This is a genomic window from Bosea sp. (in: a-proteobacteria), from assembly GCF_023953965.1.
In the GTDB taxonomy this organism is placed as follows: domain Bacteria; phylum Pseudomonadota; class Alphaproteobacteria; order Rhizobiales; family Beijerinckiaceae; genus Allobosea.
The window spans coordinates 1,071,612-1,086,540 of sequence record NZ_JAMLIX010000002.1; the positions used below are offsets into that span (position 1 = coordinate 1,071,612).

The window sequence follows — 14,929 nt, forward strand, 5'->3', positions numbered from 1 at the left end:
AGGGTTTCAGAGAGGGACCTTGCGGTTTTCACCGAGATCGGGCTTCGCCCCGGTCAGCGCCGCGGCGGCCATCTTGACGCCGGTCACGATCTTGCCGGGGCTGTCCCAGAACTCCGCCATGCCGGGCCTGACCCGCAGCACGCGGATATTGGGATCGTCCTCATCGTCCCAGAACGCCCGGTTGCCCGCATTCCAGAGATCGTGGACGCGCGCCCGGTCGTCCAGGACCGTCGCCGTGCCGCTCACCGAGAGATAGCGCTGGCCGTCGGTATCGGCGAAGGCGAGGCAGACGTTGTCGTTGATGCGGATCTCGTCGTCCTTGTAGTGGCGGCGGTCGGTCAGGAAATAGATCGCGTCCTCCTCGCGCTCGCCATGAGCGTGCATCGGCCGGGCGCGCAGCGCATCGCCCTCGCCGTCATGGGTCACGAGCATCGCGAACTTGATGGAATCGATCAGGTCCCAGACCCGCGTCTGGTCGTCGTGGCTGGTCATGTCGCTCGTCCTGCTGCCTGTCGTTGGGGGGTGCTGCTCCAACGGGGCAGGGCCCGGCAGGTTCCGTCGCGGCGGCAGCGGAACCAGCCGGGCATCTCCCGCGTATAGGAAAGGCGCCGGCCTTCATCGGGGCGCATCGTCTTCTCTCGATCCGGGGGTATGCCATGGCCAGAACCGCAGTCAGGACCGCGTCGCACAGCACGGCGAAAAGCTCGACCACGACGAAGCTGGTCAAATCCAGCCGGATCGATCTGGCGTCGAACACCAGGACGAAGGTCATCGGCCTGCTGAACGAGCGCCTCGCCGACGGCATCGACCTGTCGCTCGTCACCAAGCAGGCACATTGGAACCTCAAGGGTCCGGGCTTCATCGGCATCCATCTGATGCTCGACGGCTTCCGCGACGAGCTCGACCTGCATGTCGACACGGTCGCCGAACGCATCGCCCAGCTCGGCGGCGTCGCCTTCGGCACGGCGCAAACGACGGTGCAGACCACCGCGCTCAAGCCCTATCCGACCGATATCGTCGCCGTTCCGGATCATCTCAACGCCCTGATCGAGCGCTACGCCGCGACGGCCAACAAGGTGCGCGAGGCGATCGACGCCTGCGACGAGGCCGGGGACGCCGATACCGCCGACCTGCTCACCGCCTGGTCGCGCATGCTCGACAAATCGCTCTGGTTCCTGCAATCGAACCTCGCCTGACCCGCCCGGTGCCATCGAAACCGTTGACGCGCAGGCTTCGCATGGGCTCTTAAGGCTTGAGACCTTTTGGCCAGCGATCTTCCGGCCGGGGCAGGTTCCCCGGCCTTTCTGCGTTCGAGCGATGCGATGATGGACAAGACTTTCGAGCCGGCAGCCGTCGAGGCCCGGATCAGCAAGGCATGGGACGAGGCGCAGGCCTTCAAGGCGGGCAGGGGGGCCGCCCCCGGCGCGGAGCCCTATTGCATCGTGATCCCGCCGCCGAACGTCACCGGCTCGCTGCATATGGGCCACGCGCTCAACAACACGCTCCAGGACGTGCTCTGCCGTTTCGAGCGCATGCGCGGAAAGGACGTGCTCTGGCAGCCCGGCACCGACCATGCCGGCATCGCGACGCAGATGGTGGTGGAGCGCAAGCTTTCCGCCGAGAACCGCTCCGACCGCCGCACCATGGGCCGCGAGGCCTTCCTCGCCGAGGTCTGGAAGTGGAAGGAGGAATCGGGCGGCACGATCGTCAACCAGCTGCGCCGCCTCGGCGCCTCCTGCGACTGGTCGCGCGAGCGCTTCACCATGGACGAGGGCCTCTCCGCCGCCGTCCTTAAGGTCTTCGTCGGCCTGCACCGGCAGGGGCTGGTCTACCGCGCCAAGCGGCTGGTGAACTGGGACCCGAAATTCCAGACTGCGATCTCGGATCTCGAGGTCGTGCAGGTCGAGAAGACCGGCTCGTTCAAATGGCAGCGCGGCGGCGAGGAGCCCTTCGACGCGGCCAAGCTCGACAAGGCGCTGAACCGCGATCCGAGCGGGCATCTCTATTATTTCGACTATCCGCTCGAAGGCGAGCCGGAGACAGTAATCACCGTCGCGACGACGCGGCCCGAGACGATGCTGGGCGATACCGGCGTCGCGGTTCACCCCGACAACGGGACGATCGGCCATCTCATCGGCCGCAACGCCGTGCTGCCGCTGGTCGGCCGCGTCATCCCGATCGTGCCGGACGACTATGCCGACCCCGAGAAGGGAACCGGCGCGGTCAAGATCACCCCGGCGCATGATTTCAACGATTTCGAGGTCGGCAAGCGCCACCGGCTCGACGTGATCAACATCCTGGACGGCGAGGCGCGCATCCAGCTCGCCGGCAACGAGGAGTTCCTGGCCGGCGCGAAACCCGAGCCCGAGACCCTCGCCCTCGACGGCCTCGACCGCTTCGCCGCGCGCCGCCGCGTCGTCGCGATGATGGCCGAGCGCGGCCTGCTCGCGAAGGTCGAGCCAAACACGCACACGGTCCCGCATGGCGACCGTTCGGACGTCGTCATCGAGCCCTGGCTCACCGACCAGTGGTATGTCGACGTCAAGCCCCTGGCGCAGCGCTCGCTGAAGGCCGTCAAGGACGGCCGCACCAAATTCACGCCTGAGAACTGGACGCGGGTCTATGACGACTGGCTGGAGAACATCGAGCCCTGGTGCGTCTCGCGCCAGCTCTGGTGGGGCCACCAGATTCCGGCCTGGTACGGGCCGGACGGCGAGGTCTTCGTTGCCGAGTCGGAAGCGGGCGCGCAGGCGCTCGCGGTCAGCCATTACGGCGGCCCCGTCGAGCTCAGGCGCGACGAGGACGTGCTCGACACCTGGTTCTCCTCGGCGCTCTGGCCGTTCTCGACGCTGGGCTGGCCCGAGGAGACGCCGGAGCTGAAGCGCTATTATCCGACGGCGACGCTCGTCACCGCCTTCGACATCATCTTCTTCTGGGTCGCCCGGATGATGATGATGGGCCTCAACTTCATGGACGAGGTGCCGTTCAGGGACGTCTACATCCACGCCATCGTCCGTGACGAGAAGGGCGCCAAGATGTCGAAGTCGAAGGGCAACGTCATCGACCCGTTGACGCTCGTCGACAAATACGGCGCCGACGCGCTGCGCTTCACGCTCGCCGCCATGGCGGCGCAGGGGCGCGACATCAAGCTCGCCACCCAGCGCGTCGAGGGCTACCGCAATTTCGCGACCAAGATCTGGAACGCCGCCCGCTTCGCCGAGATCAACGGCTGCGCCCGCGCCGAGGGCTTCGACCCCGCCGCTGTGAAGGAGCCGCTCAACCGCTGGATCCTGAGTGAGGCGGCGCAGGCCGCCGAGGAGATCGCGGCCGGCATCCCGAGCTTCAAGTTCAACGAGGCGGCCGGCGCGGCCTATCGCTTCGTCTGGAACCAGTTCTGCGACTGGTATCTCGAGCTCGCCAAGCCGGTCCTGCAAGGCGAGGGTGTCGATGCGGCGGCGAAGGCCGAGACGCAAGGAACGGTCGCTTACGTCATCGACCTGATCTGCCAGCTCCTGCACCCCTTCATGCCGTTCCTCACCGAGGAGCTCTGGGCACAGAAGGCTGAAGCCGGCGCGCCGCGCAGGCTTGCCGCCGGCGATGCTTCGCTGGTCTGCCTGACGCGCTGGCCCGATCTCGCGGCGCTCGAGGACGCGGCGGCCGAGGCCGAGATCGGCTTCGTCGTCGATCTCATTTCCGACATCCGCTCGGTACGCTCGGAGGTCAACGTGCCGGCCGGCACGCAGGCGCCGCTGGTGCTCGTCAATGCATCGCAGGCGACTCGCGCGACGATCGAAGCGTGGGCGCCGATGATCGAGCGGCTGGCGCGCGTTTCCGACATCGCCTTCGCGGGCGCGGCACCCGGCCAGTCGGCGCAGATCATCGTGCGCGGCGAGGTCGCGGCGCTGCCGCTCGCCGGGCTGATCGACCTCGAGGCCGAGCGCACGCGCCTGGCCAAGGAGCTCGCCAAGCTCGACCAGGACATCGCGGTGGTTGAGAAGAAGCTCGGCAATCCCGACTTCATGGCCCGCGCGCCGGAAGAAATCGTCGAGGAGAATCGCGAGCGCAAGGCAGCGGCAGAAGCCCGCAAGCTCAAGGTCGCGGAGGCGCTGGCACGGCTGAGCTGACCGCATTCCGGCCACGGCATCGTCGTGAAATCGACGCCGAGCCAAGACAGGACTGGCGTTTGCGGGCGGACCCGGCTTAGATGCGCCCGACGCAAACCCGTCATGCAGAATGCGTGACGGTATAAGGACCGGCTGTTCAGGACCCATGCTCAAGCGAGCCTATGACTGGTGCGTTTCCTACGCCTCCCATCCGGCTGCCCCGTGGCTGCTGTTCGCCCTTACCTTTGTCGAGAGCTCGGTCAGCCCGCTGCCGCCGATTCCGCTGCTGATTCCGATGTGCATCGCCCGGCCGGATCGCGCCTGGGTCTATGCCGGCATCTGTTCGCTCGGCGCCGTGCTCGGCGGCTATCTCGGCTATGCCATCGGGGCGCTGCTCTATGACTCGCTGGGCGCCTGGCTGATCGGGATCTACGGCTTGCAGGATAAGGCCGCCAGCCTGATCGCGACCTCGCAGGACTATTGGTTCTGGGTGCTCGTCACCAAGGGCCTGACGCCGATCCCGTTCAAGATCGTCACGATCATGTCCGGCTTCCTGCATTTCGACCTGTGGAAGTTCACCATCGGCATGGTGGTCTCGCGCGCGACCTTCTTCCTGATGATCGCGGTGGCGCTGCGCTACTACGGCGACGACATCCGCATCTTCATCGAAAAGCATCTGCCGATGACGGCGCTGGCGTTGCTCGTCGTCGTCGTCGGAGGCTTCTTCGTGCTGCCCATGGTGCTGTGACATCGGCGCAACAGCCGGGCGGGAACGAGGCCCGGCTGCCGTAATCGCCGCGAAGCCGCCACAAACGGCGCCCAGCAAAACGCTGCGGCAAGTCCCTGGGATACGGTCGAATTGGAACCTGACGCAGCGCTTCGGACGCCAATTGCGGCCGGGGGCGGGCTCCGGGGCGGAAATTGCCCCCGGGTGATTGGCATGGCAGATGTGTAAGCCGTGCCGGTCTGGTTCGGGGGGACGGGACGAGTGGCGATGGACGGGCCTGTGTTCGACAAGTCGAGATTGCCGAGCCGGCATGTCAGCGTCGGCCCGGCCAAGGCGCCGCACCGCTCCTATTATTACGCGATGGGGATGACCGCGAAGCAGATCGCGCAGCCCTTCGTCGGCGTCGCCTCCTGCTGGAACGAGGCCGCGCCCTGCAACATCTCGCTGATGCGCCAGGCCCAGGCCGTGAAGAAGGGCGTGGCCTCCGCCAGCGGCACGCCGCGCGAGTTCTGCACCATCACCGTCACCGACGGCATCGCCATGGGCCACCAGGGCATGAAGTCGTCGCTCGCCTCGCGCGAGGTCATCGCCGACTCCGTCGAGCTGACCATGCGCGGCCATTGCTACGATGCGCTCGTCGGGCTCGCCGGCTGCGACAAGTCGCTGCCGGGCATGATGATGGCGATGGTGCGCCTCAACGTACCCTCGATCTTCATCTATGGCGGCTCGATCCTGCCCGGCACCTTCAAGGGCCGGCCCGTCACGGTGCAGGACGTGTTCGAGGCCGTCGGCAAGCATTCGGTCGGCGCGATGTCGGACGAGGACCTGAAGGAGCTGGAGGAGACGGCCTGCCCCTCGGCCGGCTCCTGCGGCGCGCAGTTCACCGCCAACACCATGGCGACCGTCGCCGAGGCGATCGGGCTGGCGCTGCCCTATAGCTGCGGGGCGCCGGCCCCCTACGATGTCCGCGACACCTTCTGCTACACCGCCGGCGAGATGGTGATGGAGCTGATCGCGAAGAACATCCGCCCGCGCGACATCGTCACCCGCAAGGCGCTGGAGAACGCCGCGATGGTCGTCGCCGCGACCGGCGGCTCGACCAACGGCGCGCTGCACCTGCCGGCGATCGCGCATGAATGCGGCATCGACTTCGACCTGTTCGAGGTCGCCGAGATCTTCAGGAAGACGCCCTATATCGCGGACCTCAAGCCTGGCGGGAAATACGTCGCCAAGGACATGTTCGAGGTCGGCGGCATCCCGCTCGTCATGAAGAGCCTGCTCGACGCGGGCTTCCTCCATGGCGATTGCCTGACGGTCACCGGCCGCACCATCGCCGAGAACATGGCCTCGGTGAAGTGGAACGACGCGCAGGACGTGGTCTACCGCGCCGACAGGCCGATCACCGCGACCGGCGGCGTCGTCGGCCTCAAGGGCAATCTCGCGCCGGAGGGCGCGATCGTGAAGATCGCCGGCATGCCGCAGGACAAGCTCGTCTTCACCGGGCCTGCCCGCTGCTTCGACTGCGAGGAGGACGCCTTCAAGGCCGTCACCGACCGGACCTACAAGGAGGGCGACGTCCTCGTCATCCGCTATGAGGGCCCCAGGGGCGGCCCCGGCATGCGCGAGATGCTGGCGACCACCGCAGCCCTCTACGGCCAGGGCATGGGCGACAAGGTCGCGCTCATCACCGATGGCCGCTTCTCGGGCGCGACGCGCGGCTTCTGCGTCGGCCATGTCGGGCCGGAGGCCGCGGTCGGCGGGCCGATCGGGCTGATCCGCGACGGCGACGTCATCGAACTCGACGCCGTCACGGGAAAGCTCGCAGTTCGCCTTTCTGATGCCGAACTCGAAGCGCGTCGTAAGAGCTGGAAACCGAGGAAGACCGACTACAATTCCGGCGCGCTGTGGAAATACGCGCAGACCGTCGGCTCCGCCAGAGGCGGCGCCGTAACCCACCCAGGAGGGGCGGCCGAAACCCATTGCTATGCGGATATCTAGCACAATCATAGCATGCCTCTTCCTGACGCTTGGCGGCCAGAAGGCCGTCCTGGCGCAGGATTTGTCGGGCACGAAGCCGGTGCCGCCGCGGGCCATTCCGGGCGCTGCGCTGCCGGAGCCGGAGGATTCCGCTCCCGGCGCCGCGGCGATCGCGCCCGCGCCGGATACGCCCGCCGCCCACACGGCGCTGCCGCTCGTGCCCTTCACCAGCGCGCGCGACGCGCTCAAGGCCTGGATGCGCGACTCCACCGCCGGCAACAAGGTCGGCGCCGTGCGCGCGCTCGAATACGCCGCCTCGCAGGGGCATCTCACGGCGCAATACAAGCTCGGCCGGATGTATGCCGGCGGCGAAGGCGTGCCGGCCAGCGATCTCAAGGCGTTCGAATATTTCTCGAAGATCGCGGACGAGAATGCCGACGCCATTCCCGGCACCGCCGACGGGCGACTCGTCGGCCGCGCCTTCGTCGCGCTGGGCAATTATTTCTCGGACGGGATCAAGGGCAGCTATGTGAAGCCCAACGCCGATCGGGCCTTCGACATGTTCCATTATGCCGCCTCCTATTTCGGCGACCCGGACGGCCAGTACAACCTCGCCCGCCTCTACATGACCGGGCAGGGCGCGAGCCGCGATCTGCGTCAGGCGGCGCGCTGGATGAAGCTCGCCGCCGAGAAGGGCCATGCGCCTGCGCGTGCCGCCTTCGGCGAGATGCTGCTGCGCGGCGGCGAGGGCGTGCCGCGCCAGCCCGTGCTCGGACTGATGTGGCTCGCCATGGCGCGCGAGGGCGCCGACCCGATGCGCGAGGCCTGGATCATCGAGCGGCACGACACGGCCTTCGCGGCGGCCTCGGCCAATGATCGCTCGGCGGCGCTGGCCCTGCTCGAGCGCCAGCATCTCGTCGGCGCGCGCGCCCGCAGCGCCGCCGGCCAGAACTGAGCGCCCTCAGTTCAGCTCGACCATCACCGGGACATGGTCCGAGGGCTTGTCCCAGCCCCGGACATGCTTGGCGATGCCGACGCCCGCCAGCCGGTCCGCCGCCTGGGCCGAGAGCAGGAGATGGTCGATGCGGATGCCGTTGTTGCGCTGCCAGGCGCCGGCCTGATAATCCCAGAAGGTGTAGAGGCCCGGCGCATCGGTCGTGCTGCGCAGCGCCTCGGTCAGGCCGAGATTGGCAAGGCCGCGGAAGGCGGCCCGCGTCCTGGGCAGGAACAGCGCGTCGCTGACCCAGGCAGCCGGATCGCGGGCATCGCGCGGCTCGGGGATGACATTGTAGTCACCCGCCAGCACCAGCGGCTCCTCCTGCTCCAGCAGCATGCGGGCATGGGCCGTCAGCCGCTGCATCCAGCCGAGCTTGTAGGCGTATTTCTCGGTGTTGGGCGGGTTGCCGTTCGGCAGGTAGATCGAGGCGAGGCGCACCACGCCCGCGCCGAAGGGCAGCACGCCTTCGAGATAGCGCGCCTGCTCGTCGCCCTCGTCGCCCGGCAGGCCGCGCCGGACATCCTCCAGCCGCGAGCGGCTCAGGATCGCGACGCCGTTGAAGGTCTTCTGCCCATGGGTCTCGACCTGCCAGCCGGCGGCCTCGATCTCGGTGCGCGGGAAATCGCCGTCCAGGCATTTGATCTCCTGGAGGCAGAGCGCATCGGGCTCGGCCTCCTTCAGGAAATCCAGGAGATGGCCGAGGCGCTGCCTGACCGAATTGACGTTCCAGGTGGCGATCCGCACGAGACGCTCCGATTGAGTCCGGCCGCAGGATACGGCAGGGCCGCCGATGAAAAAACTCCCCGCATCGCTGCGGGGAGCCCTTGTCCGCGATCGCGCCGTCGCCTGCCGTCAGGGGCAGGCGCGCACGACGCCGCCCTTGGCGATATAGGTGCCGGTTTCCGGGTTGTAGGTCCTGAACCGGCTCGAGCAATAGGCGACCGCGTCAGTGTCCTGGACGCTGTAGCCATAGGCCCGGGGCACGGGCGCGGCGTAGACCGGCGGCGCGACATAGACCGGTGCCGGCTCGTAGTAAACCGGCGGGGGCGGAGCCGCCAGCGCGCCGGCGGCGAGCGCGCCGCCGATGATGCCGGCGGCGATCCCCGCGCCCACGGCAGGGCCGCGGCGATAACCGCCATAGTAGCGCGGGCCATAACCATAGCGGCGCCACTGCACGTTCTGGACGAGGTCGCTGCCGCCCTGCGCCGCAGCGAGCGCGGAGGCGGCGGGAGCGAGCGGGGCAGCCGCTGCCGGCTGGGCGAGCATGGCGCCCCCGGCAAGGGCGGCGGCGAGGGCGAGCGTCCTGATCATGGCGAAACTCCTCTGCGATCCTGGGCGAGCGGAACCCCGCATGGTCCCCGACTGGATTCGGAATGTAGCGGTCCGGCGACCGCAGGGAAAGCTTAGACGCCGATCAGGGCATAAATGGGCCGTCGCGATGTCGCGAAAGCTGTTCCGGGGGTGCTTGCGCGCAGCCGCTTTGCCCGCCATCTAGCGTTGCACCGCTCAGCGACACTCGACCGAAGGATCGGAACCCGACCATGGCGCAACCGCGCGACCCCTCCGCCCCGCCAGCCGAACTTGCCGCCATGAAGCCGCTGCCGGCGCTGATCTTCTCCTCGCGCTGGCTGCAATTGCCGCTCTATATCGGCCTCATCGTGGCGCAATGCGTCTATGTCTTCCTGTTCCTGAAGGAGCTCTGGCACCTCGTCCTCCACGCCTTCGACTACAGCGAGCAGCAGATCATGCTGGTCGTGCTCGGCCTGATCGACGTGGTGATGATCTCGAACCTCCTGATCATGGTGATCGTCGGCGGCTACGAGACCTTCGTCTCGCGGCTGCGCCTGGAAGGCCATCCCGACCAGCCGGAATGGCTGAGCCACGTCAATGCGAGCCTCCTCAAGATCAAGCTCGCCATGGCGATCATCGGCATCTCGTCGATCCACCTGCTCAGGACCTTCATCGAGGCCGGCAATATCGGCGTCGCGGGCAAAACGGCGAACTATGCCGAAACCGGCGTCCTGCTGCAGACGCTGATCCACGTCGTCTTCATCCTCTCGGCGCTCGGCATCGCCTGGGTCGACCGGATGACGGCCGCGCCCGGCAACGGGCATTGAGGCGCCATACGGCTGTCATTCCGGGGCGCGCCACAGGCGCGAACCCGGAATGACAGGGAGCCGAAGAATGACGGCGGAGGAGTCTACTGCCCGCGCCCGCTGCGGGCGGCGAAGCGGATCGCTTCCTCGGCGGCGCGGAACAGGGCCTTGGACTTGTTGATGCATTCCTCCTGCTCGGAGGCCGGGTTCGAATCGTAGACGATGCCGGCTCCGGCCTGGACATGCATGCGCCCGTCCTTGACGACCGCCGTGCGCAGCACGATGCAGGTGTCCATCTCGCCATTGGCGCCGAAATAGCCGATGCAGCCGGCATAGGCGCCGCGCGCGTCGTGCTCCAGCTCGTCGATGATCTCCATCGCCCTGACCTTCGGCGCGCCCGAGACCGTCCCGGCCGGGAAGCCGGCGATGAGCGCGGAGAGCGAATCGTGGCGCGGGTCGATCCTGCCCTCCACATTCGAGACGATGTGCATCACCTGGCTGTAGCGCTCGACGGAGAAGGAATCGGTCACCTTGACCGTGCCGATCTCGGCGACGCGGCCGACATCGTTGCGCCCGAGATCGAGCAGCATCAGGTGCTCGGCCCGCTCCTTCGGATCGGCCAGAAGCTCGGCGGCGAGAGCCTCGTCCTCGGCCTGGGTCGCGCCGCGCCGCCGCGTCCCGGCGAGCGGCCGGATCGTGACGGTGTCGCCCCTGAGCCGGACCAGGATCTCCGGGCTCGAGCAGACGATCTGGAAATCGCCGAAATCGAGATAGCAGAGGAAGGGCGACGGGTTGACCCGCCGCAGCGCCCGGTAGAGCGCGAAGGGCGGCAGGACGAAGGGCGCCTCGAAGCGCTGCGACAGCACGACCTGGAAGATGTCGCCGGCGCGGATGTAGTCCTTCGCTCTCGCCACCATCGCGAGATAGTCGGCCTCGCTGGTGTTCGAGACCGTCCTGGGCTCCGGCAGGCTGGCGATATCGATGGCCGCCTCGGCGGGGAGGGGGCCTTCGAGCGCCTTCACCACAGCCTCCAGCCGCTCCTGCGCCCGTTCATAGGCGTGGCGCGCGTCGACGCCCGGCACGTGGCGGACCGGGGTGACGACATGGATCTCGTCGCGCACCGCATCGAACACCACCATCAGCGTCGGCCGCGTCAGGATGGCGTCGGGCACGCCGGTGCCGGTCTCCTTCGGCTCGGGCAGGCGCTCCATCAGCCGCACCATGTCGTAGCCGAGATAGCCGAACACGCCGGACGCCATCGGCGGCAGCCCCTCGGCCTCCGGAACGGCGCTCTCCGCGAGCAGCGCGCGCAGGCTCTCGAAAGCCGGACGCGGATCGGCGAGGAAGCTCTCGCCCAGCGCCGGGCGGCAGAGCGACGCTTTGCCATGATGGCAGCGCCAGATCAGGTCGGGCTCCAGCCCGATCATCGAGTAGCGGCCGCGCACGGCGCCGCCCTCGACCGATTCGAGCAGGAAGGCCGGGCCGGTCGTGGCGTGGCGCAGCTTCAGGAAGGCTGCGACCGGCGTCTCGCAATCGCCGACCAGCACCTGCCGCAGGAGCTGCGGCGCGCCGGTCTCGTAGAGCTCAGCGAAATGCTCGAACGCCTGGAGCGGCTGCATCGTCAATTCTGCGCCCCGCCGGTCGCGTTGCGGAACGCCGCCTCGTTGATGCTGACGCCGAGCTCTGCCTGCCGCTTGGCGACATATTGCAGCAGGATGTCCTCGCTCACGCTCGACGACAGCAGCCGCTCGAACTCGCCGGCCTCCTGCGTGGTCCGGACGTAAGGCGGGACGGTGGCCGAATCGACCCTGAACAGGATACGCCCGCCATCCGCGCCGGCGGCCGAGCCGCCCTTGCCGGCGAGCGTGCCGAAGACCTGGGCGACGACCGTGCCCGGCAGCTCCGGGCGCTCACCCTGCCGGGCAAGATCGGCCGCCGTCTCGATGGTCAGCCCGGCGGAGGCCGCGACCACATCGAAGCTCTCGCCCTTGTCGAGGCGCTCGACGAGCGCGCGCGCCTTGTCGGACAGCCGCGTGGCGGTCTCGTCGACGCGCCATTGCTTCTCGACCTCGGCCTTGACCTCCTCGAAGCTGCGCTCGCGCGCCGGATCGATCTTGGTGACGTCGAACCAGACATAGCCGGAATCGCGGGGAAGCCGGATCGCCTCGTTGTCGACGCCGATATCGGAGCGGAAGATCGCCTGCAGCGTCGCGTCGCCGCCGGGCAGGGCCTCCTCGCGGGAGCCGTCGGGGCGGCCGAGGGCGGCGTTCATCGGCCCGGCGCTGCGCAGCGCCAGGCCAAGCTCCTTGGCGATCTCGGCGAGCGGGCGGGCGGAGGCGCGCTGGTCCTCGATCTTGTCGTGCAGCTCGGTGACCCGGGCGGCGGCGCGGCTCGTCGCCAGCTCCTGCCTGACCTCGGCCGCGACCTCCTCGAAGGGGCGCACATGCGCGGCCTCGACCTTGGTCACGCGCAGCAGCACCGTGCCGAAGGCGCCGGCGACAGGCGCGCTGACGTCGCCTTCCTCGAGCGCGAAGGCGGCCTCGCGCACGGCGGGGTCGACCATCTGCTCGCGGGTGAAGGTGCCCAGCGTCAGGTCGGCGAAGGCGACGTTGCGCTCGGTCGCGATCTCGTCGAAGCTGTCGCCGCCATCGATCTTGGCCTTGGCGGCCTGCGCCTCCTCGGCGTTGGGGAAGGGGATCTGCTGCACGGTGCGCGTCTCGGCGGCGGTGAAGCGCTGCCCCTTGATCGCCTCGTAGCGGGCCCTGGTCTCCGCGTCGGAGACCTTGGAAGGGTCGGCCAGCGTCTCGGCCGTGATCGAGAGGATGTCGGCCGTGCGGAATTCCGGCGCGCGGAACATCGCCTTGCGATCGTTGAAGAAGCTCTTGAGCTGATCCTCGCTCGGCGCGGCGATCTCGCCGGCGGCGCTCGCCGGCATCCGGGCGAAGGTGATGGCGCGCTTCTCGTTGCGCAGGCGGTTGCCCTGCTCCTGCAAGGCGAGCGGCGCGGTGAGGCCGCCCACGATCAGCTCCGAGAGCTGCCGGCGCAGGATCGTCGTGCGCTGGAGCGCGACATAGCTCTGCTCGCTATAGCCGTTGGAGCGCAGGAGATCGTTGAACCGCGCCGAGGAGAACTGGCCGGCGGCGTCGCGGAAGGACGGGTCGTCGAAGATCAGGTTGCGGATGGTCTCGTCGGAGACCGCAAGCCCCAGGCGCTGCGCCGCCTGGTCGAGCGTCGCCTCGGTGATCAGGCGCGACAGCACCTGCCGGTCGAGGCCGAGCGCGCGCGCCATCTCGGGCGATATCTGCCGGCGCTGCTGGCGGATCAGGTTCTGGATCTCGTTCTGATAGGCCGAGCGCATCTGCTCGAGGCCGATCTCGGTCTTGCCGACCGTCGCCACCGCGTTGCGGCCATAGCCGGTGAAGATGTCGCCGACGCCCCAGATCGCGAAGGAGAGGATGAGGAAGCCGAACATGACGGCGATGACGAGCTTCCCGAAGAAGCCCTGTCCCGCCTTGCGGATGCCCTGCATCATCATCATGGAAGTTGTCTTTCCCTGACCCTGGTCCGTGGCGCGGCGACGAAGCCGCGCGTGTATGCCGGCGCTGCTTATAGGAACCGGCGGCGAAACCCGCAATCGCCGCGGCGGCTTCGCATGCGATTGCGGCGCCGAGCGGGCGTTGCTAGATCGCGGGAAGCTGATTTCGGAGGATTAACGTGACGCGCAGCATCAAGCCGCTTGTGGCGGGAAACTGGAAGATGAACGGCCTGAAGGCCGACCTCGCCATCGCGGCCGAGGTGGCGAAGGGCTATGACGGGCCGCTGAAGCAGGCCGTCGACCTCGCCATCTGCCCACCCGCCAGCCTGCTCTTCGCGGCGAGCGCGGCGCTGATCGGCGCGCGCATCGCGACCGGTGGCCAGGATTGCAGCCCGCAGGAGGCCGGCGCCTTCACCGGCGAGGTTTCCGCCGCGATGCTGGCCGATGCCGGGGCGGCATTCTGCATCGTCGGCCATTCCGAGCGCCGCACGCTGCACGGCGAGACCAACGCCACGGTCAAGGCCAAGGCGGAAGCCGCGCAGAAGGCGCTGCTGGTGCCGATCGTCTGCGTCGGCGAGACGAAGGACGAGCGCGAGGCCGGCAAGGCGCTCGCCGTCGTCAAGAAGCAGCTGCGCGGCTCGGTGCCCGAGGGCGCGACGCCTGCGACGCTCGTCGTCGCCTATGAACCGGTCTGGGCGATCGGCACGGGGCTGACGCCGACCGCCGCCGACGTCGCCGAGATGCACGAGGCGATCCGCGCGGAACTGGGCCGCCTGCTCGGCAGGCAGGCCGCCGCCGGCGTGCGCCTGCTCTATGGCGGTTCGGTCAAGCCCTCGAACGCCGCCGAGCTGATGAACGTCGTAAACGTCGACGGAGCGCTGGTCGGCGGCGCCAGCCTCAAGGCCGGGGAATTCCTGGCGATCGCCCGGGCCTGCGCCACCTGAGGGGTGGCGCAGCCGGCGGGCCCGTGTTATGTGCGCGGCCGAATTCGCCTCGATCTTCGAGGAGGAGCGGGCGGCCCTTGGCGGCGGCCCGCGCCATGCCCATTTCGTGAGACCATGCAGCACGTTCTCATCGTCATCCATCTGATCATCGTCGTCGCGCTCGTCGGCGTCGTGCTCCTGCAGCGCTCCGAAGGCGGCGGCCTCGGCATGGGCTCCGGCGGGGGCGGCGGCGTCGGCGGCTTCATGACCGGCCGCGGCCAGGCCAACGCTCTGACGCGGGCGACCGCGATCCTCGCAGGTCTGTTCTTCCTGACCTCGATCATCCTGGCGGTGATGGCCAATACCGGCCGCACCCAGCGCTCGATCCTCGACGGCGCGCCCGCGACCTCGGCCCCGGCCGTGCCCGGCGCGCCGGCAGGGCCGAGCGCCCCCAATGCGGGCGGCGGCGTCCTCGACCAGTTGCGCCAGATGCAGAACCAGAACCAGGGCGGCGCCCAGCCGCCGACGCCGGCAGCGCCGCAGCAGTAGACGGGCAGGGGCCGGGAAACCG

The 14,929-nt window shown here is 68.5% G+C and carries 13 protein-coding genes; 8 read left to right on the forward strand and 5 right to left on the reverse strand.

Features of this window, described 5'->3' with window-relative positions; all coding sequences use genetic code 11:
* Window positions 1-6: 6 nt before the first annotated feature.
* Complete coding sequence (locus tag M9917_RS20195; RefSeq protein ID WP_297256747.1) at window positions 7-492, reverse strand: pyridoxamine 5'-phosphate oxidase family protein; 486 nt, start codon at window positions 490-492, stop codon at window positions 7-9.
* 164 nt (window positions 493-656) lie between these two features.
* Here M9917_RS20195 and dps point away from each other — a divergent pair, with 164 nt between their 5' ends.
* The 5 genes from dps to M9917_RS20220 all read left to right on the forward strand — a co-directional run bounded on the left by dps (window position 657) and on the right by M9917_RS20220 (window position 7,762).
* Entirely contained in the window at window positions 657-1,196 is a 540-nt protein-coding gene (gene dps / locus M9917_RS20200) for a DNA starvation/stationary phase protection protein Dps (RefSeq protein ID WP_297256749.1), read from the forward strand.
* Between the two features lie 126 nt (window positions 1,197-1,322).
* The gene (locus M9917_RS20205; RefSeq protein ID WP_297256750.1) at window positions 1,323-4,124 is read left to right on the forward strand and encodes a valine--tRNA ligase; all 2,802 of its coding nucleotides are present in this window, start codon (window positions 1,323-1,325) and stop codon (window positions 4,122-4,124) included.
* A gap of 145 nt (window positions 4,125-4,269) precedes the next feature.
* A complete protein-coding gene (locus M9917_RS20210) occupies window positions 4,270-4,851 on the forward strand; it encodes a YqaA family protein (RefSeq protein WP_297256752.1) in 582 nt (193 codons plus the stop codon).
* Window positions 4,852-5,097: 246 nt separating this feature from the next.
* Entirely contained in the window at window positions 5,098-6,828 is a 1,731-nt protein-coding gene (ilvD, locus tag M9917_RS20215; RefSeq protein WP_297256754.1) for a dihydroxy-acid dehydratase, read from the forward strand.
* Window positions 6,815-7,762: a tetratricopeptide repeat protein gene (locus M9917_RS20220; protein WP_297256756.1), complete on the forward strand. Its 948-nt coding sequence runs from the start codon at window positions 6,815-6,817 to the stop codon at window positions 7,760-7,762. Before ilvD ends, M9917_RS20220 begins: the two co-directional genes overlap by 14 nt.
* Before the next feature lie 6 nt (window positions 7,763-7,768).
* Here M9917_RS20220 and xth read toward each other — a convergent pair whose 3' ends face one another.
* Both xth and M9917_RS20230 read right to left on the reverse strand, forming a co-directional pair.
* Window positions 7,769-8,548: an exodeoxyribonuclease III gene (xth, locus tag M9917_RS20225; RefSeq protein WP_297256757.1), complete on the reverse strand. Its 780-nt coding sequence runs from the start codon at window positions 8,546-8,548 to the stop codon at window positions 7,769-7,771.
* A gap of 108 nt (window positions 8,549-8,656) precedes the next feature.
* Complete coding sequence (locus M9917_RS20230; protein ID WP_297256759.1) at window positions 8,657-9,115, reverse strand: BA14K family protein; 459 nt, start codon at window positions 9,113-9,115, stop codon at window positions 8,657-8,659.
* A gap of 230 nt (window positions 9,116-9,345) precedes the next feature.
* Here M9917_RS20230 and M9917_RS20235 point away from each other — a divergent pair, with 230 nt between their 5' ends.
* Complete coding sequence (locus M9917_RS20235) at window positions 9,346-9,921, forward strand: TIGR00645 family protein (RefSeq protein ID WP_297256761.1); 576 nt, start codon at window positions 9,346-9,348, stop codon at window positions 9,919-9,921.
* A gap of 83 nt (window positions 9,922-10,004) precedes the next feature.
* Here the strand turns inward: M9917_RS20235 and trpE are convergent, their stop codons facing one another.
* The gene (gene trpE / locus M9917_RS20240) at window positions 10,005-11,519 is read right to left on the reverse strand and encodes an anthranilate synthase component I (protein ID WP_297256762.1); all 1,515 of its coding nucleotides are present in this window, start codon (window positions 11,517-11,519) and stop codon (window positions 10,005-10,007) included.
* 2 nt (window positions 11,520-11,521) lie between these two features.
* Window positions 11,522-13,438: a peptidylprolyl isomerase gene (locus M9917_RS20245; RefSeq protein ID WP_297256764.1), complete on the reverse strand. Its 1,917-nt coding sequence runs from the start codon at window positions 13,436-13,438 to the stop codon at window positions 11,522-11,524.
* 176 nt (window positions 13,439-13,614) lie between these two features.
* On the opposite strand from M9917_RS20245, the gene tpiA reads away from it, so the two are divergent.
* Together tpiA and secG are read left to right on the forward strand one after the other, a co-directional pair.
* Window positions 13,615-14,379 carry a triose-phosphate isomerase gene (tpiA, locus tag M9917_RS20250; RefSeq protein ID WP_297256766.1) on the forward strand — a complete coding sequence of 255 codons (765 nt, stop codon included), beginning with the start codon at window positions 13,615-13,617 and terminating at the stop codon, window positions 14,377-14,379.
* Between the two features lie 114 nt (window positions 14,380-14,493).
* A complete protein-coding gene (gene secG, locus M9917_RS20255) occupies window positions 14,494-14,907 on the forward strand; it encodes a preprotein translocase subunit SecG (protein ID WP_297256768.1) in 414 nt (137 codons plus the stop codon).
* The last annotated feature ends 22 nt before the right edge of the window (window positions 14,908-14,929 follow it).

Coding starts and splice junctions, on each gene's coding strand:
- M9917_RS20195 (WP_297256747.1), bottom strand. CDS start 492: ATGACCAGCCACGACGACCAGACGCGGGTCTGGGACCTGATCGATTCC.
- dps (WP_297256749.1), top strand. CDS start 657: ATGGCCAGAACCGCAGTCAGGACCGCGTCGCACAGCACGGCGAAAAGC.
- M9917_RS20205 (WP_297256750.1), top strand. CDS start 1,323: ATGATGGACAAGACTTTCGAGCCGGCAGCCGTCGAGGCCCGGATCAGC.
- M9917_RS20210 (WP_297256752.1), top strand. CDS start 4,270: ATGCTCAAGCGAGCCTATGACTGGTGCGTTTCCTACGCCTCCCATCCG.
- ilvD (WP_297256754.1), top strand. CDS start 5,098: ATGGACGGGCCTGTGTTCGACAAGTCGAGATTGCCGAGCCGGCATGTC.
- M9917_RS20220 (WP_297256756.1), top strand. CDS start 6,815: ATGCGGATATCTAGCACAATCATAGCATGCCTCTTCCTGACGCTTGGC.
- M9917_RS20230 (WP_297256759.1), bottom strand. CDS start 9,115: ATGATCAGGACGCTCGCCCTCGCCGCCGCCCTTGCCGGGGGCGCCATG.
- M9917_RS20235 (WP_297256761.1), top strand. CDS start 9,346: ATGGCGCAACCGCGCGACCCCTCCGCCCCGCCAGCCGAACTTGCCGCC.
- trpE (WP_297256762.1), bottom strand. CDS start 11,519: ATGCAGCCGCTCCAGGCGTTCGAGCATTTCGCTGAGCTCTACGAGACC.
- M9917_RS20245 (WP_297256764.1), bottom strand. CDS start 13,438: ATGATGATGATGCAGGGCATCCGCAAGGCGGGACAGGGCTTCTTCGGG.
- secG (WP_297256768.1), top strand. CDS start 14,494: ATGCAGCACGTTCTCATCGTCATCCATCTGATCATCGTCGTCGCGCTC.